Source organism: Desulfosporosinus sp. Sb-LF (genome assembly GCF_004766055.1).
Classification (GTDB): Bacteria; Bacillota; Desulfitobacteriia; order Desulfitobacteriales; family Desulfitobacteriaceae; genus Desulfosporosinus.
In genome coordinates this window covers 101,082-123,267 of record NZ_SPQR01000008.1, presented here as the reverse complement: position 1 = coordinate 123,267, position 22,186 = coordinate 101,082, and the positions used below count along the sequence as shown (strand labels likewise).

At 43.3% G+C, this 22,186-nt stretch carries 25 protein-coding genes and 1 riboswitch; of the genes, 6 read left to right on the top strand and 19 right to left on the bottom strand.

Features of this window, described 5'->3' with window-relative positions; all coding sequences use genetic code 11:
• Window positions 1-13: 13 nt before the first annotated feature.
• From E4K68_RS20670 to E4K68_RS13465, 6 genes are all read right to left on the bottom strand, one after another.
• A complete protein-coding gene (locus E4K68_RS20670) occupies window positions 14-790 on the bottom strand; it encodes an ABC transporter ATP-binding protein (RefSeq protein ID WP_243450364.1) in 777 nt (258 codons plus the stop codon).
• Window positions 791-827: 37 nt separating this feature from the next.
• Window positions 828-1,874, bottom strand: a complete 1,047-nt coding sequence (locus tag E4K68_RS13485) for an ABC transporter substrate-binding protein (RefSeq protein ID WP_135379460.1) — start codon at window positions 1,872-1,874, stop codon at window positions 828-830.
• A 21-nt stretch (window positions 1,875-1,895) separates the two neighbouring features.
• Window positions 1,896-2,663, bottom strand: coding sequence for an amidohydrolase family protein (locus E4K68_RS13480; RefSeq protein ID WP_135379459.1), 768 nt, complete (start codon window positions 2,661-2,663; stop codon window positions 1,896-1,898).
• Window positions 2,664-2,675: 12 nt separating this feature from the next.
• Entirely contained in the window at window positions 2,676-3,998 is a 1,323-nt protein-coding gene (locus E4K68_RS13475; protein WP_135379458.1) for an AMP-binding protein, read from the bottom strand.
• A 19-nt stretch (window positions 3,999-4,017) separates the two neighbouring features.
• Window positions 4,018-5,346 carry an AMP-binding protein gene (locus E4K68_RS13470; RefSeq protein ID WP_135379457.1) on the bottom strand — a complete coding sequence of 443 codons (1,329 nt, stop codon included), beginning with the start codon at window positions 5,344-5,346 and terminating at the stop codon, window positions 4,018-4,020.
• Window positions 5,347-5,530: 184 nt separating this feature from the next.
• Complete coding sequence (locus E4K68_RS13465) at window positions 5,531-6,922, bottom strand: MFS transporter (protein WP_135379456.1); 1,392 nt, start codon at window positions 6,920-6,922, stop codon at window positions 5,531-5,533.
• Between the two features lie 325 nt (window positions 6,923-7,247).
• On the opposite strand from E4K68_RS13465, the gene E4K68_RS13460 reads away from it, so the two are divergent.
• On the top strand, window positions 7,248-7,493 hold the full coding sequence (locus E4K68_RS13460; protein ID WP_135379455.1) for a hypothetical protein: 246 nt from the start codon (window positions 7,248-7,250) through the stop codon (window positions 7,491-7,493).
• 382 nt (window positions 7,494-7,875) lie between these two features.
• Here the strand turns inward: E4K68_RS13460 and E4K68_RS13455 are convergent, their stop codons facing one another.
• Window positions 7,876-8,121, bottom strand: a complete 246-nt coding sequence (locus E4K68_RS13455) for a hypothetical protein (protein WP_135379454.1) — start codon at window positions 8,119-8,121, stop codon at window positions 7,876-7,878.
• 417 nt (window positions 8,122-8,538) lie between these two features.
• Here E4K68_RS13455 and E4K68_RS13450 point away from each other — a divergent pair, with 417 nt between their 5' ends.
• Window positions 8,539-8,799 carry a hypothetical protein gene (locus E4K68_RS13450; RefSeq protein WP_135379453.1) on the top strand — a complete coding sequence of 87 codons (261 nt, stop codon included), beginning with the start codon at window positions 8,539-8,541 and terminating at the stop codon, window positions 8,797-8,799.
• Window positions 8,800-8,853: 54 nt separating this feature from the next.
• Here E4K68_RS13450 and E4K68_RS13445 read toward each other — a convergent pair whose 3' ends face one another.
• A complete protein-coding gene (locus tag E4K68_RS13445) occupies window positions 8,854-9,759 on the bottom strand; it encodes an NAD(P)/FAD-dependent oxidoreductase (protein ID WP_135379452.1) in 906 nt (301 codons plus the stop codon).
• A gap of 355 nt (window positions 9,760-10,114) precedes the next feature.
• Between E4K68_RS13445 and E4K68_RS13440 the strand changes: the two genes are divergently transcribed.
• The 3 genes from E4K68_RS13440 (at window position 10,115) to chrA (ending at window position 12,720) form a co-directional block, all read left to right on the top strand.
• Complete coding sequence (locus tag E4K68_RS13440; RefSeq protein WP_135379451.1) at window positions 10,115-10,516, top strand: PadR family transcriptional regulator; 402 nt, start codon at window positions 10,115-10,117, stop codon at window positions 10,514-10,516.
• Entirely contained in the window at window positions 10,513-11,337 is an 825-nt protein-coding gene (locus tag E4K68_RS13435; RefSeq protein WP_135379450.1) for an extracellular solute-binding protein, read from the top strand. The genes E4K68_RS13440 and E4K68_RS13435 overlap by 4 nt, the downstream gene beginning before the upstream one ends.
• 120 nt (window positions 11,338-11,457) lie before the next feature.
• Complete coding sequence (gene chrA / locus E4K68_RS13430) at window positions 11,458-12,720, top strand: chromate efflux transporter (RefSeq protein ID WP_135379449.1); 1,263 nt, start codon at window positions 11,458-11,460, stop codon at window positions 12,718-12,720.
• Between the two features lie 118 nt (window positions 12,721-12,838).
• Here chrA and E4K68_RS13425 read toward each other — a convergent pair whose 3' ends face one another.
• The 3 genes from E4K68_RS13425 to E4K68_RS13415 all read right to left on the bottom strand — a co-directional run bounded on the left by E4K68_RS13425 (window position 12,839) and on the right by E4K68_RS13415 (window position 15,160).
• A complete protein-coding gene (locus E4K68_RS13425; protein WP_135379448.1) occupies window positions 12,839-13,561 on the bottom strand; it encodes an amino acid ABC transporter ATP-binding protein in 723 nt (240 codons plus the stop codon).
• A complete protein-coding gene (locus E4K68_RS13420) occupies window positions 13,558-14,241 on the bottom strand; it encodes an amino acid ABC transporter permease (protein WP_135379447.1) in 684 nt (227 codons plus the stop codon). The genes E4K68_RS13425 and E4K68_RS13420 overlap by 4 nt, the downstream gene beginning before the upstream one ends.
• Before the next feature lie 91 nt (window positions 14,242-14,332).
• Entirely contained in the window at window positions 14,333-15,160 is an 828-nt protein-coding gene (locus tag E4K68_RS13415; protein WP_135379446.1) for an ABC transporter substrate-binding protein, read from the bottom strand.
• A 149-nt stretch (window positions 15,161-15,309) separates the two neighbouring features.
• A riboswitch (Lysine riboswitch) is annotated at window positions 15,310-15,498 on the bottom strand.
• Between the two features lie 212 nt (window positions 15,499-15,710).
• On the opposite strand from E4K68_RS13415, the gene E4K68_RS13410 reads away from it, so the two are divergent.
• Window positions 15,711-17,360 (top strand): M20/M25/M40 family metallo-hydrolase, encoded by a 1,650-nt coding sequence (locus E4K68_RS13410; RefSeq protein WP_135379445.1) that lies wholly within the window; start codon window positions 15,711-15,713, stop codon window positions 17,358-17,360.
• Window positions 17,361-17,457: 97 nt separating this feature from the next.
• Here the strand turns inward: E4K68_RS13410 and E4K68_RS13405 are convergent, their stop codons facing one another.
• The 8 genes from E4K68_RS13405 to E4K68_RS13375 all read right to left on the bottom strand — a co-directional run bounded on the left by E4K68_RS13405 (window position 17,458) and on the right by E4K68_RS13375 (window position 22,160).
• Complete coding sequence (locus E4K68_RS13405; protein ID WP_135379444.1) at window positions 17,458-17,844, bottom strand: DUF302 domain-containing protein; 387 nt, start codon at window positions 17,842-17,844, stop codon at window positions 17,458-17,460.
• Between the two features lie 70 nt (window positions 17,845-17,914).
• Window positions 17,915-18,088 carry a hypothetical protein gene (locus E4K68_RS21110; RefSeq protein ID WP_243450363.1) on the bottom strand — a complete coding sequence of 58 codons (174 nt, stop codon included), beginning with the start codon at window positions 18,086-18,088 and terminating at the stop codon, window positions 17,915-17,917.
• Complete coding sequence (locus tag E4K68_RS21105) at window positions 18,081-18,281, bottom strand: 4Fe-4S binding protein (RefSeq protein WP_243450362.1); 201 nt, start codon at window positions 18,279-18,281, stop codon at window positions 18,081-18,083. Before E4K68_RS21105 ends, E4K68_RS21110 begins: the two co-directional genes overlap by 8 nt.
• Before the next feature lie 182 nt (window positions 18,282-18,463).
• On the bottom strand, window positions 18,464-19,099 hold the full coding sequence (locus E4K68_RS13395) for a tRNA-uridine aminocarboxypropyltransferase (protein WP_135379443.1): 636 nt from the start codon (window positions 19,097-19,099) through the stop codon (window positions 18,464-18,466).
• A 52-nt stretch (window positions 19,100-19,151) separates the two neighbouring features.
• Entirely contained in the window at window positions 19,152-20,648 is a 1,497-nt protein-coding gene (locus E4K68_RS13390; RefSeq protein ID WP_135379442.1) for a hypothetical protein, read from the bottom strand.
• A gap of 1 nt (window position 20,649) precedes the next feature.
• On the bottom strand, window positions 20,650-21,015 hold the full coding sequence (locus E4K68_RS13385; RefSeq protein WP_135379441.1) for a hypothetical protein: 366 nt from the start codon (window positions 21,013-21,015) through the stop codon (window positions 20,650-20,652).
• A gap of 12 nt (window positions 21,016-21,027) precedes the next feature.
• Window positions 21,028-21,720, bottom strand: a complete 693-nt coding sequence (locus tag E4K68_RS13380) for a cytochrome b N-terminal domain-containing protein (protein WP_135379440.1) — start codon at window positions 21,718-21,720, stop codon at window positions 21,028-21,030.
• Window positions 21,717-22,160 (bottom strand): ubiquinol-cytochrome c reductase iron-sulfur subunit, encoded by a 444-nt coding sequence (locus E4K68_RS13375; protein WP_135379439.1) that lies wholly within the window; start codon window positions 22,158-22,160, stop codon window positions 21,717-21,719. The genes E4K68_RS13380 and E4K68_RS13375 overlap by 4 nt, the downstream gene beginning before the upstream one ends.
• Window positions 22,161-22,186 lie beyond the last annotated feature (26 nt).

The following is a 22,186-nucleotide window of genomic DNA, read 5'->3' as shown; positions in this document are numbered from 1 at the left end:
GGTTCGACTCCTTTCACAGTGCGTTCGAGCCCAGGAGTTGGTGAATGTTTTTGGCACACGAACTAAAGTCATGTTCATAAAGATGTTCTTCCTTTCTGGGCCTGGGCAAGGGCACCTCGATGATGGCAGCAATCTTTCCCGGTCTCGGCGTCATCACGACAACCCGATCTGCAAGATAGACCGCTTCTTGAATGTTATGAGTCACGAACAACACCGTGATTTTTTTTATACTCCAGATATCAAGCAATAACTGGCTGAGTTCAAACCGAGTAATAGCATCAAGAGACGCAAAGGGTTCATCCATTAGCAAAATCTTGGGATCGTAGACGAGCGCACGGCATATAGAAACACGCTGCTGCATACCGTAGGAAAGCTCATTAGGTTTACGATTCACGAAATCTTTCAGTCCCACCAGCTCCAGTAATTCAATAGCCTTAGGGCGAGCCTTTTTGAGGTCCTGCCCCCGTATCTCACAGGGTAAGAGTACATTGTCGATTACTTTGCGCCACGGGAGCAGCGCCGGCTGCTGAAACACCATTCCCAGCAGCTGACGGTGCGATTTTTGCAGTGGCATGCCATCGATGTCGATGCTCCCCTTCGTATGGCTTATCAACCCAGACACTAATTTAAGCAATGTCGTCTTTCCACAACCGCTTGGTCCAACGATCGCGATAAATTCTCCATCCTGGACTTCAAGATTAATTCCCTGGAGGGCTGCCATACTCTCATCAGGGTTATACCAATAGGTCTTCTCAACATTTTCTAAAGAAAGTAGCGCGGTCAAGGACATCCCCCCCTATCCAGTTAATCTTTCTCTCTTCAAGGGTTTACCTCTTGGGTGGGTAAACTGGCTCCTTGGGCAAGAACTCCGTCGTGAAGATCTTTTCTGCTGGAACCTGTTGTTTCAGTTCATAGGCGTCCATAACTAGCTGAATCGTTTTCACCATCCTATCCCTCTCCATCCAGCCGAGCCCCTTAGAGTTGGATTCTTCACCAATAATGACGTTGTGATCCAATTCCGATTGCCACATCTTTACAGCCAGATTGGGATCCGTCTCAGGCGAATATTTCTTCATAATCTGTCCAACCTCCAAAGGATTCTCCAGGCTATATTGAAGCCCTTTCAGAAATCCAGCAACGAACCGACGTACCAGATCGGGATTCTGAGCAATCAGATCCTCATTGGCAATGATTACTTCACCATAGCGATCTAGGTGCCCATCTTCGCTGTACGAGAAGTACCGTACTGGTTTTCCCATCAGCTTTTCTACCTTTGGAACGTACTTGAACATAGTTGTCAATGTGTCCGCCTGGCCCTGAACAAAGGCCGAAATATGGAGTGCTGGATCTAAGAGGGTCCACTTAACTTTGCTGGGATCAACCCCGGTCGCTTTGGCAAATGCCGGGAAGAACGTCGTAATGGATGAACTTGCGGAACCAATCATCGTTTTTCCTTCCAGATCCTTAGGTTGGTTGATCCCGAGCGATTCCCTGTAAATAACAAGCCCACCGTACGAATTCTTAAAGTTACTTACAGCTTTAACTTTGATATCTTCCTTAGCTCTTGCCAAGATAAGATTGCCAATGTCTGCGACCCCAAAATCTGCTTGTTTTGAGGCAATTTTTGTCACGGTATCGCCCGAACCGTACCCTCTGATAATCTTGACATCAAGGTTCTGCTCTGTCCAAAATCCTTTATCTAGGGCCACCCAACAGGCTGGGTCTTCCGGCAACCATTGTAGGTTGAACACCACTTTATCAAGAGGTGCTTTGGGTGCGGTTGCAACCGGGTTAGAGCTACAGCCAATGGGTCCTATCACCAGGGAAATCACCAATATCACCATCGAGAAAGAGAACAACACTTTTCGTACCATGGATATAGCTCCTCTCGTTGCTTAAGCAATAGGTTTTAGTCCTAGCAGTTGTTGAATATTGCCTCCGAGAACTTTGTCTAGTTCTGCACCTTTTAGGTTGAGTAAAAGGATTTTGGTCAACTCGACTTTAGGGTGGGAAAGGGGAAATTCAGATCCAAAAATCACTTTCTCAGCCCCTGCTTTGGCCACAGCTTCTTTGATATGCAAAAAACTACCACTGGACGTTTCTAAGTAAAAATTAGCCAAGTCGGTAGCTGCCTCCAAACCTTCTGTATCTGCAGGTCCAAACCCCATATGTCCTAGAATAAAGTTTGTTCTAGGAAATTGCTTCGCCAATTTGACAAACTTAGCGGTACAAGAGCCTGGGTTAAAAACGACGTGCGAATACACTGGAAAACCGTGTTCACCACAACATGACGCAAGTTCTGCCAAAGCCTTGCTTGCAAACGAAAACTGATGTGTCATGGGAGAGAGTTTCAAGCCACGAAAGCCCTCTTTGAAATATTTCTCCAATTTACCAACAGGGTTTCCCTCGTGCGGATCAATACAGGCATATCCATTTAGCATTGCCCGATGGTTCGTACAGGCTTGGGCGACAAACGTGTTGTTGGGAATCAAGTTTTCCGGTTTAGCGCGCCCCGTAATATAGTCGGTCATTTTCCGAACGTCCATCATTCCGCCGGGCACGACAATCCCCCGTTCAATACCTGCATCCTTTAGTTGCTGAAAATACAGATCGGGATTACCATAGGTTGTGTCTGACAGATGGGCATGGGCATCGATAATCATGGTTATATCCTCCTATTCACGAACCACACGAATAGCCTTAGAACCGACCCGATGCAGTTTCGTTACAAACTCGAATTCGCAGGGAATTCCAAGGGAAAATTCCATTTTACTTGCTAATTTTTCGGCAAGCTCAGGGGTAGCCTCGATCCCAGCCGCAAGTTCAGTGCGGATTTTCAACCGCTCGTTGTCCTCCGGCTGAACTACAAACTGATACCAGTTTCCAACTTCCTCCAGCCTCATTAAGAACTCCTCCAGATAGAACGGAGAAAAGTTGATCCCTTGGACGGTGATCTGGTCAACCAACCGCCCCCGCATAAAAAACCGAGGAAAATCGGAACCGCAACTACAAGGGTCAGTGTCAATATATCCTAGATCCTGAGTTCTATAGCGTAGTAAAGGGGTATCAAAACGAAGCAATGGAGTGGCCACCACCTCACCTATTTCTCCAGGTTCAAGAACATTGCCTGTTTTGGGATCGATGATCTCCACGATCACATGTCCCATGGGAATGTGGTAACCCGCATGGGCGTCACACTCGATCCCAAGTCCCATGCATTCCAACGACCCATAATAGAAATTTGCAATCGTTCCCCAAATCTTCTCCACTCGTTCACGAAAAGCCGGAGAACAGCCTTCCCCTGTTAACCAAATCTTTTTTAAAGGCAGACTGGTCAGATCAAACGACATTTCAGCGGCAGCCTCGGCTAGAGTAATCGCATAGGAAGGGGTCGTCATGAGCACCGTTGCATTTAAGTCTCGCATGATTTTAATGGTTTTTTCTGGCGTCGAATAAGCTCCACCTTTACCGACTGGGACCACCGTTACCCCAGAAATCTCCATGAAAACTTTGTGAAATGCTAGTCCTGAAGAACTCATCTCATAGGGAAGTGCATTAATACAAATATCTCCTGGAGTCAGTTTGAGTAGATGTGGGTATCCAGCGGAGAATTCGTTGAGGTAGAGATCCCTCCACGACTGCATCATGTAAATCTCTTCCCCACCCGTGGTTCCGGTGGAAACTTGTATAAGACTGATATCTTGTTTGTCCGTCGCAAGAAGTTGCCAGGGATCTTCGCGCAGTTCCTCCTTGGTGGTCAACGGAAACTTGGCCAGATCCTCCAGATTTTTAAGAGCCTGGGGTTTGATCCCTGCCTGCTTAATCTTTTTTTGATAAAACGGATTTTTCATTGCATGGGCGATATTTGCCAACAGGGCCTCCTTTTGAAATTCGGCCAACTTCGTTAAGGTCGTTTCTTCCTCGGTAAGATTGCTGAAACGACTTAGCAAGGGCTCTTGAACATAATTTTTTAGATGCTTTTCAAAGCGAAATTTCATTGATCTCACTCCGTCTCTCTTATTCATAAACCACCCGGATGGCTTTGATCCCCGGTCGCGGCAGTTTACCGACAAATTGTAAATCACAGGGAACACCAATACTGACTTCTAGCTTATTCGAAAGTTTTTGGGCCAACTCCGGGGTACCCTCTACACCCGTTGCAGGTTCCGTGCGAATGGTGAGCTTCTCATTGTCACCATGCTTAATCACAAATTGATACCAATTCCCTACTTCAGGTAGCCGCATCAAGAATTCTTCTAGAGCGTATGGAGAATAGCCCTTTCCCTGGAGAACTATATGGTCAGTCGCCCTCCCCTTGAGGTGTAACCGTGGTAAACGAACTCCACAGCGACAGGGTTTGTAATCGAGGTAACCCAAATCATCCGTACGATAACGGATCAGAGGCGTGTCAAAGCGCAACATGCTGGTTACTACGATTTCACCAATTTCTCCCGGTTTCAAGACTTTTCCCGTTTGGGGATCCACAATTTCTACTAAGACATGGGCCTGGGTAATGTGCTGGCCGTTGTGGGCGTCACATTCCCTGCCAATAAAACCACATTCTGTGGCACCGTAATTACTATTGACGGTTGTCCCCCAAATTTTTTCCAGTCGTTTGCGGAAAGCCCCAGAACAACCTTCTCCAACGACCCACATTTTCTTCAAAGAAAGACTTGTGGGATCAAACGAGGCTTCAGCTGCCGCTTCGGCAAGATTCATAGCATAAGAAGGAGAAGTGGCGATAAACGTCGGTTTCAATCTGCGCATTAACCGAATCGTCTTCTCAGGAGTTGAGTAAGCCCCGCCTTTTCCAACTGCTACTGACGTTGCTTGATGGCCCATGAGAAACATGTTATGAAAATTGAGTCCAGACTGGCTCATTTCATAAGGTAATGCCACGAAACATAGATCGTTACGTTTGACTGGAGTAAGCCTAGGGTAAATAATGGAATGATTAAGATAGTATTCCTTCCAAGTATGGGGTGTGTAGATCTCTTTACCACCAGTCGTCCCTGAGGAAACGTGAATGAGACTAATCTCTTTTTTGTCGCAGGCTAGACGTGCCCAAGGATCTTGGCGCAAATCTTCCTTAGTAGTAAAAGGCATCTTCTCTAAATCAACAAGACTCTGTATGTTCGCGGGTTTTACATTTGCCTCAGTCATCTTCCTCTGATAAAATGGCGAATTTTCATAGGCCCTACTTATGACTTCTTTGATCGCTTCCTCTTGAAACTTCGCAATTCGTGACGAAGACATCAAATCTGGAGAGACCCTTTGGGAAAAATAACGGGCTACTAAGGGTGGAAAGGATGCTTCCTGGATGAGTTTTTCAAAACGCGAGGTCATCGGCTTCACTCCCTGTAAATAAGTATTCATCAGTCGAATTGGAAGGTTGTTTTTTTTGACGTTTCGTTGGTCACCTTCCCAAACATTCTATTCACTGTAGACCCTTTTGGTTAACATAAAATGCAGTCCACCTCCATAGAAGTGGACTGCATTTTATGTCTTGTGATAAGTCGTTTGGAATAAGCTACAGGTTGTTATTCGAAGATTCCATACTTCCTCGTGCGAGCGAGGCGATGATCCCTGCACAACAAATTACAGTAAATACTAGGAAGGCAATCTTTGAACTTTTAAGGTACTGAGTGGCGTAATCGGCAGATCCGATGTTCAAGTTTTTCATGAAAAGCGATGTAATTAAAGTGACGATCGTCATACTTATCGCCTGCCCTACAAGCCTCATCGTACCAAGCGTCGATGAAGCGACCCCATAAAAGCTCTTACTCACTGAACTCATGACCGCTTTGGTATTCGGGGAAGAAAACAAGGCAAATCCAACGCCTATCATCATTAAATTAGCAATAATGAGCACAACTGGACTGTGATCACTTAAAAAGATGAAGAAAAATAGTCCAATCGTCGTTATTCCCATGCCCCATGAAGCAACGATGCGTGGTTGCATACGATCCGAAAGTTTTCCCGCATAGGGAGATAGGATTGCCATAACGATAGGCTGAGCTAAAAGAATCAGACCTGCTTTTTCGGGGCTAAACCCCATGACGGTCTGCAAATATAGAGACATCATGAAAGTTGATGCAAAAGTAGCCGCATAATTGACCAATGCCGCTAAATTCGAAAAGGCAAACGGTATGTTACGCGTAAACATTTCGATCTTAATTAAAGGAAATTTCAGGGTCATTTCATAACGAATAAACACAACAAATAACACAAGACCTGCAAGCAATATAAACCGTGCGAGGGGTACGGTAGAAATAGTGGATACTCCATACAAAATTGAAACAATTCCTGCTACGCAAAGTATACTACCGATTAAATCAAACGTTTCCTCTTGTGTTCCACTCGAATCTTCCCGGACTTTGAGTAACGTGAAAACCGCCACAAACAAGCCGATAAAACAGTTAAGGCAGAAAATTACTCTCCAGCTTAAATAAGCCGTAATGAATCCGCCCAGTACGGGTCCAAGCGAAAGCCCTAAATACGTCGTGGAAACAGTCAAACCAATAACCTTACCTCTCTCTTGGGGAGGAACAAAGGAAATCAAGATGGCCATCGACGTTCCAAAGATCATAGAACTGGCTACTCCTTGCAAGACCCTAAATAGGATCAACGATTGGAGAGAAAAAGCTATAGCACAAAGAAACGAGGTTATGCTGAACAAGAACATACCTACGACAAAAACTTTTCTTCTTCCGACAATATCGCCAAGTCGACCGAACGGGAGTAAAAAGGCTGCCGAAGCAATAATGTAACTCGCTACAACCATATTTAGCATGACTGGGGTACTATGAAATTCACCCGCTATCGCCGGAATGGCTATATTAATCGCATTCCCCGTAAACGGTGCTAAGAATGAGGTAATCATGACGACGATTAAGACCGATCTTAATGAATTCTCTTTCATTTTCCCCCTCCGTTCCCTATCTATATGACAACAATATCATTGAACTATCATAGAGTAAACCAACAAAAATTAATTATTTGGTAGATAATTGATTAATGTATCCCTTCTTATAATATGTTTAGGAATTTGCTTTATTCCTGACAACAGCAACGTCTGTCCATGTGCATTATCTGAGATCTATGATTTCGCTACAAAAACAACTATTTCAAGAGGGCAAGTTAGCGGAATTTGCGTAGGCGAAAGCAGACAATAAAGCGCCAAGCTTGCCAACGGGTTGTTTACATAGTGTTTTTAGTACTTACCTGGGAGAAATGGAGGATCTGATATGACAAATGACCAGTTTGCAAGTCACCATGGGTACACCACTTTTGAAGAAATGATTGACCTTAGCACGATTGTCTTGAGTATATATGGTGAGTTATGGATTATCTCTCCGACAGGAAATGAATTTCTTGCCTGGGTCGATAAACATTACGATCAACCTTTGGGGTGTTTCGAAACCTTCGAAGAAGCTGAATCATATATTGTAGGTTTGTGTCGGGCACTGTGTGTTCTTTCTCAAAAACTATAGACCCTATAGGTACAATCAGTGACTCTGGCCCTACGCAGATAGCCTTTATTCCAGAGAACTCAAAAGTAGCATTATTCGGGATATGTAAAACGTTATGGAGCAACATGATATAAAAGCTCAAACGATCGTTCTCGATATTGACCCTTAGTAAGTCCCAAGCCACTCCATGAGTGATTCATAACTGAGACCGGCCTCCAAATGAAGCCGAATGACTTCTAGTTTAATTTCTGGAGGATATACTTTTGTTGTTCACTTTTTTGCCCATAAAAATGCCCTCCCATAGTAGATGATTTGTATTTTACCATGGGAGGGCACTTTATTGTGATGTCTGGGATATAGGTCCACTTCAACTAAAGTTTCGTTACGGCCTTTTTGTTAATGATTATTGGCTGACGAAAGTGATTGAGCGGATAGGAATACGCACGACAGGTCGAAATCCATCAATTGGGGTACCAATATTAGAGTGAAGTTGTGCATTGGTTAAAAGTGCGACACCATCTTGAATTCCTCCAAATTGGCCAATCCAGAAGCCAGCATCCATACCTATCCGAAGTGTAGCACCAATTGGATAAGTGTCAAAAAGTCCTACGATAGGCGAAACTGGTGAAAAAGGTACTCCAAACCCCATATTAGACAACCCCTTTTCTTAAATTTTGGCCAATCAAGTGGCCTAGAAGATAGAGCGGACTTTGTCTTGACTTCTAAACAGTACCGGGGTTATCTCTCTTTCTAATTTCATCATATGATTCTTGTCCTAAAAATGTGCAGCTTAAGAGCAACTGCTTACTATTTTTCAGCACACATGTGTCTCTTAACAATCATAATTGAAATAAAGCTTTCCCAACTAATTCTAACCATTGTAGTGTAGCAGGCCTCTGTTTGTAACACCGACATCAATCCGAAATAGATGGACGAAAATACAGCTTGTAACATTATAGGACTCGCTCTCATATGCTGATATTAGTAATAATCCTAATTGGTAAATCCCTAAGTTTTCTAATCTTATTGCCATTTATGGCTAATAAACAGAAAGGGGATCAACCATATGCTTTTTGGAACACCGTTTTCACCTATAGGAGTACCTTGTAGGCCTGCGAAGATAGCATTATTTGACGCTTACCCTATTGGAGCGCGTTTGGCTGTTGGAATGGACTCTGGTTTCTGGGTTGGGAACTTTGGAGGATTACAAGATGGCGTAGCATTATTAACTAATGCGCAACTGTTTTCCAATGTTGGTACTCCTATTGATGGACTTCGCCCGGTGGTTCGTATTCCGATTAGGAATATTACGTTTGTGTCTCAATAATATTGGGTAAGGGTAGGAGAAATCCTACCCTTTCTGCTCTGAAAAATTCCTTGCCTAGAGAATAGGAACTTTAGGATCGGGTGATTTCAAGTTATCTAAATACTTTACGGCTTGCAGCGCGGCTGTTCCGCCTTCTCCCGCCGCTTTAATGAGCTGAAAGGGTTGCCCTGTGCAGTCTCCTGCAGCAAATAGACCAGGCAAATTTGTCTCAAGTTTATGATTGACCCTGATTGCCCCCTCTTCCATTTCCAAGCCGGATATAAGCTGTTCAGCAGGAAGGGTTTCTCTCAGAATAAACACTCCGTCCACCGGCAATTCTTCTTCCCCTACATCAAGCCTTTCTACCGTGCTCTCTCCCACAATACCCTTAACCTTGCCTTTATAGACCTCAATTCGTGGATCAAGCCTCTTAAGATCACTGTAATAGGGAATGTAAAGGACCTTGGAACAGATATCCGCCATAAAATTGGCCTCATCTTCTCCTGCCTGTTCGTAGGAAATGATTGCAACCCGTTTATTTTTGTATAATGGACCATCACATGTTGCGCAATATCCAACTCCACGACCCAATAAGTCTGCTTCGCCAGGAAATAGTTTATTCACGGATACGCCTGTTGCCAGAACAACAGCATCCGCTTCAAAGGATTGATCCTTGCCCACGAGCGTATAAGGCGGCCCGGGATAAACATTTGTAACTTTAAATTCAACAATATTTATCGCTTGTTCTTTCAAGTGATTTAAAAATCGTTGACGCAATTCTTCCCCGCCAATCTCCGGGAATCCAAGCCAATTATCGACTTGTGGGGCTTTCGAGAGCTTGGGGCTGCAAAATCCAGATCCTAATAAGATGAAATCGCGTTTCCGGATTTTAGCGTTAAGAGCCGCGGCCATTCCTGCTGGCCCACATCCAACGATTGCTAGTTCATAGTGTTTTTTCAAAACCTGAAGATCCTCTGACATTTTGGAAAACCTCCTCTGGTATGAATTCCTCTTACTTTATTAGAGTGTTCCCACAATAAAGTTAAAATACCAGACTATATAGCAAAGAATAATAGCTAACAAAATCCTTTCCATATGTAGCCAGATATTATTAGAATTAATTGAACCGTTGTCCATTTTCAATCCGGATATCAGCTGCTCGGCAGGAAGTGTATCTCTTAGTGAACGGAGCAAAGTCTACCTTCATTTCCGTATCCAATTCCGTAATATCTGACCCTGACTAAATCATTTTAACTGTTGACGGATATTATTTGAAGCTGTAGAATATATACAATTTAAACCTATATGCACAGTGATAGTAATTGAGGTGTACACTATGAATGAAGATACAATCCAAAAATTCGAACTCACGATTCCCGTCGAGCGTTCTATCCAAGCGGAATTACTTCTCCTTTTAGGTCAGAAACCTTCACACGGTTATGAATTGATTCAACGCCTCAATGACGCCGATTTTAAAAGCGGAGAGGCGGATGCCGCAACCGTTTATCGTAATCTAAGGCGTATGGACAAAGATGGGTTAATCAAATCCCATTGGGAAGTCGGTGAATCAGGCCCAGGTAGGCGACTTTACGAATTGGCCCCTCAAGGAAAGGAATCCTTAGTGTTATGGTCACAATACATCGCCCAGCAAAAAACAAAATTAGAGAACTTCTTACACACCTATTGCCAATATGAAAAGTCTTTGTCCAAGACGGAAGATGGGGTGAACAAACCATGAGTGGTTCGAATAAGGCTCTTAAAATTATTCATGCTGGCGCCTTGCAACGTGTTGTTGAAACGTGTCTTGAACACTTTTCAAGACAACACTCTAGTCTGAAATTAGAGATAGAAGGGGTTGGTTCAAGGGAAGGTGCCAAACGGTTATTATCAGGAGAACACTACGACATCCTTGCTTTAGCTGACCAAGCACTCTTTGCAGAACTGCTAGTACCCGATTTGGTAGAAACTTATTTCGTCTTCGCTGCTGACCAAATTGTCATTGGCTATGATCGCTTTTCAAGAGGGAGTAAAGAAATCACTCCCAACAATTGGGTCGATCTGTTACTAAAACCTCAAATTCGTTTTGCCCGTTCTGACCATCATCTCGATCCGTGCGGCTATCGAACCTTGATGGTTTGGCAATTGGCTGAAAAAATTTATAACAAACCTGGTCTCTACTCAGCGCTGGAAACAGCCTGTATTCCTTACTCTACATACCCTAAATCCTTGGATCTGGCAAAGGCTTTATTTCAGGGTAAGGTTGATTATGCTTTTTTGTATTCCTCACAGGCAACACAACTAGGACTTCCCTATCTAACTCTACCCTCAAAAATTAACCTTTCCAACCCTGCTCACGCTGATTTTTATGACCTGGCTTCTGTTTCCGTTGAAAGCAAGCTTCCGGGTAACTACATCATTATTCACGGAAAGCCTATAGAATTTGCCATTGGCTTATCTAAGAACAGCCCACACCCTGAACTAGCTCGATCGTTTGTCGATCTTCTGACTGGACCAGAAGGGTCTATAATTTTGGAGGAATGTGGTCTGATCCCCTGTTAAATTCAATTCGGCAAAGATTCTTAAAACCCCAGACCATGTATAGCGTTAGTCTTGGTGACCAGAGATATTTCTCTGATCGGGAAAAATCCTAACTATATTAGTGCGTTAGGGGGCTAAATCATGGAAGACAAACCGGCAAGCGAAATCAACCCATCATCTGAACAACCCAGGTTGGTAAGCCTCTTGGAAATTGCTAAAACATTTCTGCACATCGGGTTTGTATCGTATAGTCTAGCTGCACTTGGGGAGGCCAAAAAGGCCCTGGTAGACAAAAAAAACTGGATGACCGACGAGGAATATTTGAACGGTCTAGCTCTGTCACAACTCCTACCCGGGGCACCTACCGTCAATCTAAACACCTACATCGGATATTTCCTCAGAGGATTTCCTGGCGCCCTAGTTGCGAGTATCTTTTTTGTAATTCCTTGTTTTCTCCTAATGGTCGTTCTCGCCCACCTTTATCTAAACTATAACGACATACCTTTAGTATCCTCGTTATTTAAGGGAGTAGGCGCGCTAGTCGTAGGTCTGGTCTTAAACACCATTTTAGATCTCTGGAAAAAGGGAGTAAACTCCCCTCAATTGACGATTCTGGCTGTCAGCGGATTTATCATGGTGTATTTTTTGAAAGTCAACATTATATCACTCCTTTTCGTTGCGGGAGTCGTCAGCCTAGTCTTTACCTTTCTGACGTTTAAAGTTCCTAGGTGGAAAGCCATCATGGATAAAAAGTTTTGGGTTGCCAAAAAGTCTTCCCCCAGAGCTGTCTCTGCCATTAAGTTTGAGTTCAGCAAAAAGAAATACGTGGTTATGTTAATGATGGTTGCCGTTCTACTGATTATCAATTTTGCGATTAACTTTATCAATCCCACCTATCGACAACTGGGTAATACGTTATTTGGAATCGGTGGGTTAACCTTCGGAAGTGGCTATGCAATGTTACCGTTTATCCAAGATGCCATGGTTAATCAATACCATTTTGTCACAGATAAGGAGTTCGGTATCGCATTAGCCTTAAGTTTACTAACACCTGGTCCAGTGACTGTTATTTCCGCCTTTATCGGCTATAAAGTTGCAGGTATTTTCGGAGCAGCCTTGGCTATGGCCAATATGTATCTACCTGCCTTTACCTTTGTGAATATTATCTCAGATCTCTACAATCGTGCTCGTAAGGTTGATAAATTTAAAATGGTTATCACTGGAGTTGTTGCCGCCTTTATCGGTACACTATGGGCTGTGATCTTTAAATTGACGGGTAGCTCGTTAGTCGATTTGCCGACCTATGGAATGGCTATAGCAGCCTTTGGAGTACAGCGTTTTACCAAGATCGATACGCTGTGGATCATCATCGCCGGAGCGTTGGTGTCGCTGGTTATTTTCTAACAACACATTTGCCTACGGATTAAAGAATTGAGTAAAACGCAATGTCCAAATCAAAACGAAGGGCCCTGACTCAAGTAGATTTATTCCACTTAAGCCAGGGCCCTTTATGAACAAAAACTTATAACACCTGGTTCAGAAAACGTTTGGTTCTTTCATGTTTGGGATTCCCAAAAAACTCTGTCGGATGCCCTTCCTCGATCACTTTACCTTCGGAAAGCATGAGTACTCTATCCGCGACTTCTTTGGCAAAGCCCATTTCATGGGTCACTATAACCATAGTCATTCCGTCCTTCGCCAGATCTCGCATTACTGAAAGAACTTCCCCGACAAGCTCTGGATCTAAAGCGGATGTTGGTTCATCAAAGAGCATCACGTCCGGCTCCATGGCAAGGGCTCTGGCAATGGCAACCCGTTGCTTTTGCCCACCTGATAATTGTTCCGGATAATGTTCCGCCTTTTCTGCCAGGCCAACCTTCGCTAAAAGCTCTAAACCCTTTTTTCGGGTCTCAGCCTTATGCTTCTTCTTGACGTAGATGGGAGCTTCCATAAGGTTTTCGATCACGGTTTTATGGGGAAAAAGGTTAAAATGCTGAAACACCATGCCCATGTGTTCACGAATCATATTCAGATCGGTCTTATGCGGATTCACAAGCTGTCCGTTTATGCTAATTTGACCGCCATTAGGAATCTCTAAAAAGTTGAGACAACGCAAAAGTGTGCTTTTACCGGAACCACTAGGGCCGATGAGTACAACCACTTCATTATTCTTAACTTCCAGATCAACATCTTGTAGAACCTGAAGACTGCCAAACGACTTTTCTAATTTTGTCACTTTAATCATGCCACTGTCACCCTCCCTGCTTTTGAGGTATCAAGGCGGGCCTCAATCTTATTAAGAATAAAGGTAAAGATCAATACGAGAGCTAGATAGTAAAGTCCCACAACAAAATAGGTCTCAAAGGGCATGTAGTTTTCGCCCTGCGCAGATAAAGCGGTATTATATAGTTCTGTTACTGCGATATAGGCCACCAACGAAGAATCTTTAAGACCTATAATAAACTGGTTCCCCAAGGAGGGAATTGCTCTTTTAAAAGCCTGGGGAAATACAATTCGCCGCATTGCCAAAGGATAAGGCATTCCAAGTGAACGAGCCGCTTCCAGTTGACCTTTGTCAATGGATTGAATGGCCCCTCTAAAAATCTCCGCGATATAGGCCCCTGAATGGATACCTAGAGCTAGTGCCCCAGCCGTAAAATCCTGGAGTACCAAAACGCTGGAAATCCCATAGTATAGAAACATTAGCTGTACAATCAAGGGAGTACCACGAACTAAGCCAATATAAATATCCGCAATTTTTTGTAAAACTTTATTATGAGAAATTTTAAAAAACGCAAAGATTAAACCGATAAAGGTAGCAATAATCAATGAGACCGCAGTCAGAGAAACCGTAATACCAGTCGCCTTTATGAACGCCATCCCATGATGTTGAAAAATTGATGAGATATTGTGTAGGAAATTCATTCGTTTCGACCCCTTCAATATACAGTGCGCGATGAACGCGCACTGTAGTTACTTCAACTTGATTGGCATAAAGACTCTGGAAACTCGACAATTACTTCAAAACGTTATAGCCAAACCATTTGTCACTAATTTTTGCATACGTACCATCCGCTACCATACCTTTGATGGCGTCGTTTAATTTCTTCATGAGTTCTGGATTACCCTTGTTAATACCAATACAAATTTTATCTTCAGTGAGCACAGAGTCAATTGGTTTGAGCTTCAAACCTTGTTCTTTGATAGCCGATATCCCTACAATTTTATCGGTAATGACCGCATCAATTCGACCAGAGGGTAGATCCTGAAGAGCAAAAACGTCACTGGAGTAGGGCTTGATTTTGTCTGTGTACTTTTCCGCAAGGTCTTTCCAAGTGCTAGACTGAATAACTCCGATTACTTTACCTTTTAGATCGTCTTTAGTCTTGATAGTCGTGTTCCCTTCCGCAACAAAGATTTGAGCCCCAGAAATATAGTAAGGATCAGAGAAGTCGATTTGTTGCGCACGTTCTGGAGTAGCCGTCATACTTGCGATAATAGCATCATACTTGTTACCTTTGAGGCCTTGAATAATGGTTTCCCATGGATTCGTCACCGGATTGGGCTTTAATCCAATTCTTTTGGCTACCTCGTTTCCGATTTCTACGTCAAAGCCAACTAATTCCCCGTCTTTTTTATAGTTTAGCGGTTTGTAAAGTCCAGTCATAGCAAAGGTTAACGAGCCTTCTTGAATGGTTTTTACGGTTTGCGCTTGTGTGGTCGGTGTTGAGGCGCTTTCCTTAGCTGTTTGCGGTTTGGAGCCACATCCACTCAGCGATAGTAACATCATCCCCGCTATGGCAATTGCTACAACTTTTTTAACGTTCATTTTAGTTTTTCTCATTTCTTTTCATCCTCCCAAGTTATTCTGATTCTTGCATAACCTTAAACACACTTACAAAAATAAAAATCCCCCTTTTTGTTCGAAGGAGGATTAAGCACAAAGTAAGCACCTGAAAAGGTGACAGTTCATCCCCTGCGCCTAATACCTTCATCGAAGATAGCTCTCCACAGCGGATTGGCATGCCGGCTGTGACAGTCTTGCCCCTATTTGGAAACAATCCCAGCCCCTATACACAGCAACGTATAGAAACTTCGGCAACGTATCCTTTCGTTCACTTTCCATGGCTGTGCTGAGCCTCAAGCAAACTACTTTTATAAGCTGCGACCTCTACCTCACCTGAAAACTAGGCGAGGAAACTTATGGAATTCTAACATCTCGATTATAGTCTGAAATAAAGAGCAAATCAAGACTTGATTTGCTCTTATAAGTATGTATATTATATAATTTAACAGAATTCAACAAAAGTCGATACATAAAGGCTGATGATTTACGACAAGTACCTAGTAGCTTATTTGATGATAGAATGCGCTAAAAAAGGAGAACTATTTATATGTTAAAGTGTCTTGATGATGTATTGAAGATTACCAAAGAATTAGTTAAGGTTCCTAGCGTTGTTAATACTTCTGGTGAAAAGGATATGGCAACTAGCATCCATCATATGTTAGAAGCATTTCCTTATTTTGTTGCCAACCCAGAGCATTTGGTGTTAGCTCGCACTGTTGACGATGAAATCGAACGCTATAACGTGATTGCTTTTGTGCAAGGGACTAAAAAAGTATCGACCGATACAGTTATTTTAATGGGGCATCTTGATACTGTCGGAATTGACGACTATGCCCAGTTAAAAAATGTTGCGTGTAATCCTGAGGCATTAGAGACTGCATATAAGTCGGAAAAACTCCCGGCTATAGTTGAGCAACACTTAAACTCTGACAAATGGCTGTTCGGTCGCGGGGTCTTGGATATGAAAGGTGGCTTAGCCAGTCACATTTATTTGCTAAAACACTATTCAGAACACCCAGAGACCTTAGCCGGGAACCTCTTACTCATCGCGGAGTGCGATGAAGAGGACAGCTCCCACGGCATTCTTTCTGCTTTAAAGGTACTGAAACAATGGAAAGAGAGCTATCGTTTTCGTTATATTGCGGCAATCAACGCAGATTTTGTCTCCCCCAGGTATGATGGAGATAAAAATCGATATATCTACAAAGGAACCGTCGGAAAACTCTTGCCTTCCTTCTTCATTACTGGGAAGGAAACTCATGTTGGTTCTTGTTTCGAAGGACTTGATCCCAATTTTCTTGCTGCCGAACTCACTCGAGAAATTAACTACAACCCGTTCCTCAGTGACAAGGCCTATGGTGAGACACCTGCTCCTCCGGTCTCACTAAAGCAAACAGACTTAAAACCTTCCTATACCGTTCAAACCGCTCTGTCTGCTTACGTTTACTATAACTTCTTTATTTATTCATGGAGCCCAAAAGATGTCCTAGATAAGCTCAAACACCACGCAGAAATTGCTTTTGAGAGGGCTTTAGAGACTTTTATAGAACGTTATAAGGCTTATTGTGAACTAAGTGGGGAAACCTATCAGCCTATCCCTTGGGATGTGCGAGTGTTTACTTATGAGGAATTTCATCAGCAATTAATTGACCAAAACGGCGAAACTTATACAAAACACATGAAAGAATTCACTGATGACCTTTTAACGGACGCCACCTTAGATATTAGAATGTTTTCTGCCAGGGTGGTTGAAGAAGCGTGGAAATTTATGAAGGATAAAAGTCCTGCAATGATCCTGTTCTATTCCTCTCTCTACTCTCCACGAATCGAACTCACAGGAAAAACCGAGCAAGAAAAACGGTTAATCGAAGCACTAGAGGGAGCCGTCGCCAAAATCCAGCCTAACTACCCGAACCCCATTGTTACTCGGAACTTCTTCCCCTATATTTCAGACATGAGTTTCGTGGCCTTAAGTGATGATGAAGCTGGGATCCAAGCGGTTTGCTTAAATAATCCAGCATGGGGAACAAAACACTATGTAGAATACCAAGATGTACGGGATATCAATGTTCCCGTGATCTGTATCGGACCGTATGGGCTCGATGCTCACAAAAAGCATGAGCGGGCTGAGATTGCTTACTCCTTTGAGATTGTTCCCAACCTCATTAATGAGGTCATCCAAGATATCTTGAAATAAGTCTCAAATTTCTATTATTTCCCAAGTAGTGTTGGGAGACAAAAAAGAGGATTATTCACTTTCAAGAAAGTGAATAATCCTCTTTTGCAAATATCTGCTAGATCGCCTCATCTATAGCTTTCTTCAACACTATTTCTACCTGTTGTGCAATATTTAGTAGTTCTTCTTGCCCCAACATGCCAATCATAGAAGTAGGACGCATCATTCCCATATAAACACTGTTTTCTTTTTCATACACAACCATTTTACACGGTAAAAAGTATCCAACTTCAATATGACAATCCAATACCTCTTTAGCTTGTTGTGGATTACATACCTCTAACACCTTAAAATTCTGCTTAAATTCTAATCCCTTTTCCTCTAACTTTTCCTTAAAATTGAGCTCCCATAATACCCCAAACTTATTTTCACTTAAGCTTTTTTTCAAATCTTCAACGGCTGTTGAAAAGGTTTTACTAGTCTTTACCTCATATTTTATATCCAAGATAAATGTCCCCCTTAGTCGTTTTCTTTATATTCATGATTAGTCTTTACAGAACTGAGTAATTCAACTATCACGCTGGATTGATTATGCCTAATAAGCGGTCTCGTTCCTCTTCCAAGTCCTCGCGTTCTGCTACCATCTTAGGTTGCACAGAATGAAACGGCCAGCGTGCCTTTAAATCTGCTAACTTTTTTTCTACAGCGTCAAGCTGCAGGCTAAGTTCCTTCTGTCGATCTTCATCCATTCGTTTTTTCCTCCTCTATTGATTTGAATGTAATAGCGCCATGTATGCATACTTCCATACATGCTTCGCATTCCGTACATAGATTGGGGTCGACAACCGTGAGATGTGCGACCATTCTAATCGCTTGAACCGGGCAAGCGTTGACACAGTGTTTGCACCCCCGACACATTCTCTCCAAAATAAACGCAGGCATATTCACTCCACCTTTTAGGCATTTTTATCGACTAAACTAAAAAGGTATTTTCAATAAAAATTTTTGTTATAAATACCAGATCTCTTCTGCCTCCGTGAATTTAATTCCTCCATTTCTCATGAAGCAAAAGCGCATGCGAAAACTAGATCCCCTATAATAACTCATGTGCTTTGCAATAGTCATCAATCTATTTTCGGCAAATGCGAACTTGTGCCCGCCTTATAATGTTTTAGAAACAAATCGAAATATTCTCCAATAATTCGTTCTTGTGCTATTTCGCCTGTAAGTTTTAAAATTTCCATTGCTGCTTCTATCGTACAAATTGTGCCTTCCACCCTGCCCCTTCGCAAACTAAATCTAGATTCATAATCCGGTTTAAGAGAAACAAGGGGCAAATCCTTTAAATAGTCGCTCTTTCGAACTATTTTTCTAGCTTCCTTCCATGTACCATCAATTAACACAAAGGCAACTGGTCCTTCTTCAACCTCACCTACGGATCTAGCTACCATATCCGTACTCTCCGCCGGAAACAACAAATACGCTTTTCCTCGATATTTCTGAATATTCGCCATTAGTCCGGGAGATGGGTTGGTTCGTTCCCATAGGAAAATCTCAGTTGAGCCAGGATTTATCAACTTAAGCAATCTACCTGTACTGGAAGCTCTATAAAACTCTCTTTCACTTGATAGGATCAAAAACTTTGCTTTCGTGTTTATAGGAGAGACGATATTGCAAATGCAAGTTAATGTGGGTAAACCACATCGGTTACAACTCTCGTACAATCGTGTTATTTGTTTAACCTTAATGGGTCTGTTCATTTCTTGTATCTCCTTATAAGCTCCTCGATGACCTCATGAGGGCTTGCCCAATTTATGGGTGTAAGGCACTTCGGTTATGGCATTTATGGCACGAATCCGCTCCCTGTTGCATGAGGGATTGCTGGCACTTGCTTCCATAGACTAAGGGTATTTTGAAGGTCTTGCCTGTTACACGGCTACTCTGTACCCAATCGCTTCCTTGATGGCGACTGAAGGGCAATTCCTCTCCTTTTACCGTCATCAGGATTTCATCCCCATTTTTCAACTCTGGGAATTTCGGATTTGTTATCTTCTCCTCAAACGCTAGGTCATTAGGATCCTCGATTTGCTTGGTTCGGGGAAGGGCTTCCTTGGTACCATGACAATCTTGACACTGCAGATGCACCGCATCATATTGAGAGGTATGGAGCTTGTTATCTCCCATAACGTCTTGTCTTGTGTGACAATCGATGCAGTCCAGACTCACTTCACACTGAGCAAAAATTTCACCGGGTAAATAGTAATCTTTGAGGCGATCTAGCCAATTTATATCTCCAGCTTTCCAGTCGCTAACGACCTCTGTCATATCTGTACGAATAGCAAAACTCATTTTTAAAGGATCATGGTTCCCTTGGTTATGACACTGATTACACTGGGTATAAGGGATTTGAGTCGTTAGACTATGGACCATTCCTCGCCCAATCTTACTGGACTTTATGGTCGTATCGGCACCAATGTAAGTATGAGTAGGATTAGTCAAGACATGACATACCTCACAGCCATTCCCTTGTATATCCTTCGATTCGACCTGTCCCTTACCTTGAGTTCTCTCTGGGTTAGGATTCTTTGTCGATATAGAAGTTGGAAGAACCCCTCCGCTTTGATGACACTGACTGAGGCAGTTCTGTCGGAAATCTTTTTCGTTCGGTCGTCCCTGCAGCGGGTTAGGATAAAGAAATCCTACCTGCCCCTTGGTGAGTCCCGGTATATCCTTGGATTTATCGTATCCGAACATCATTCGCACAACACTGAGTTCTCCTGCCTTCGTGGACATGATCGAGGTCTTCACGAGATCGGCTTCATTTTTGGCCTGTTCATGATTACCTGCGTGACAAGATACCCCATTCGCCCCTGTTCCTCCGCAGCTTAAAGAGACGACATCGAGTGAACCCGGATGCCCTCCCCCATACATTTGGGCATGGGTCGTCGTTTTGTCAAGCGAGAGAGGGTTTCCGCCATGGCACACCGCACACCCAAACGTATTGCTGGGATGAGAGTTCGATATTTCTTCAATTCCAATGTGGCAAGTTTTGCAACGCTCGACCTTTCCATTGGGAAGAACAATGTTGATGATCTCAGGCTTACGCTTTTGATAACTTGCAAGTTCTTGCTGAAGCTGGTCTTTCTTAGTTGGATCGTCTACAGTACCGAGCTGAACTTGCAAGTTTGAGATTTGCTCCGTAAAATATTCTTTTTGATAACGAGTCCAACTTGGCGTGTTCTCTTGGTTCAGTGCTAGAATCACGATCAGTATTAATAAAAGACTTGCAAGCAAGAATGTTTTTTTCATATTAAATCCACCACAATTCTTTGACCATAAACCACAGCAGAAGGAGTAGGACAAATCCGTAGAGAGTGCTGAAGATCACTTGACCCCACTTGGTTCCGATATAATCCACGAGCCAAGGTAACCCTAAAAGTCCGGCTATGATTAGAATCGGGACAATTAGTGCGCCTAACCAAGGAGGAAGGTACAATAAAAGAACTTGAAACGGTCCAAAAATCCAAGGAGCAACGGCATGTGTAACGGCGGAAGCCAAATTGCTCGTTCCGACACTAGGCGAAAATTCTAAGGCCAGAGCAATACAAACTACGAGAAAAAACAGTGTAGCGATCCCTTCTTTTTCCTTGAGGTGTCTTATTTGTGAGCGGGCCATTTGGTTTCCCCCTTAGAGCGGACGAACTCCCCCATCACGACGAATCCGCCAGAAATGATAGAACTGTAGTATCAACGCAATCATAGGTAGACCGACACAATGCCATACATACACCACTAGAGTACTTCCGCTTAATGACGAAGGTTCGCCGAGCGAAATCTGCCCCAGTGCAACACCGAAGCCAGGGATTAACCCCAAAATATTGACGGCCACGGTTGCAGCCGCACCACTTTCTTGGGATCCGATCAGTAAGTATCCGGTAAAATCCAAAACCAAGATGAGAATTAGCAGTCCCACGCCGACCAACCAATTGAGTTGCCTAGGTGACTTGTAGGAATGGGTCCAGACGACCCGTAGCATATGTAGATTTACGGTAACCACCATGAGCTGGCCAGCCCAGTAGTGTAAATTCCGAATGACCCCACCGTATGGAATCACGGAAGCTAACGTTAAAATACTGTTGAAACCAGTGCTTTCTCCTGGTTGATAGTGAAACATTAGCAGAAGTCCCGTTACCCCCAAAACGATAAAGGCTAGGAAAGACAACCCACCTAGACAAAACGTATAGAGTACGGATAAGACTCCGTCAGGGACAAAACGGGGTCTAATATGGTTTACAAAGTTTTTCTTGTAACGTTCAGTTACTTGTTCCGAGATTGATTCTGTTACGATATCCTCACTCGTTATCGTAATTTTGTCTTTCATAGCCATGCATCCAATCCAACTTGTTTCGAAGTATTGATGATAAGAGATCCATCCGCTTTGCGTTCTACCGCCACTCTCGTCATAGCTTTAGGGGCAGGTCCCGATATTGGCCTGCCCTCTGAGTCATAAATGCTACCGTGACAAGGACAAAGCCATTCTTTCTTTTCCGGATGATAATTCACTTCACAGCCCAGATGAGTGCAAGTCGCAACCAAGGCCATAATGCCCGATGTGTCCCGCTTTACCCACACCCGAGAAGCGGAGGTGTACTGCCAGTCACTATTTTCATCAAGTGGTTTGTCATAGAACACTAAAGGAGATCGCACGCGGTCCTCATTACTGGTGAGGTACTCTGCAAGAGGCTTGATTGTCAGGGCACCAGCAGCGACAATTCCAACCCACGCTAAACGCAACACCGCGCGTCTTGTCCATTCTGGCATATTGTTCCCCTGCCTCCTCTCACAAA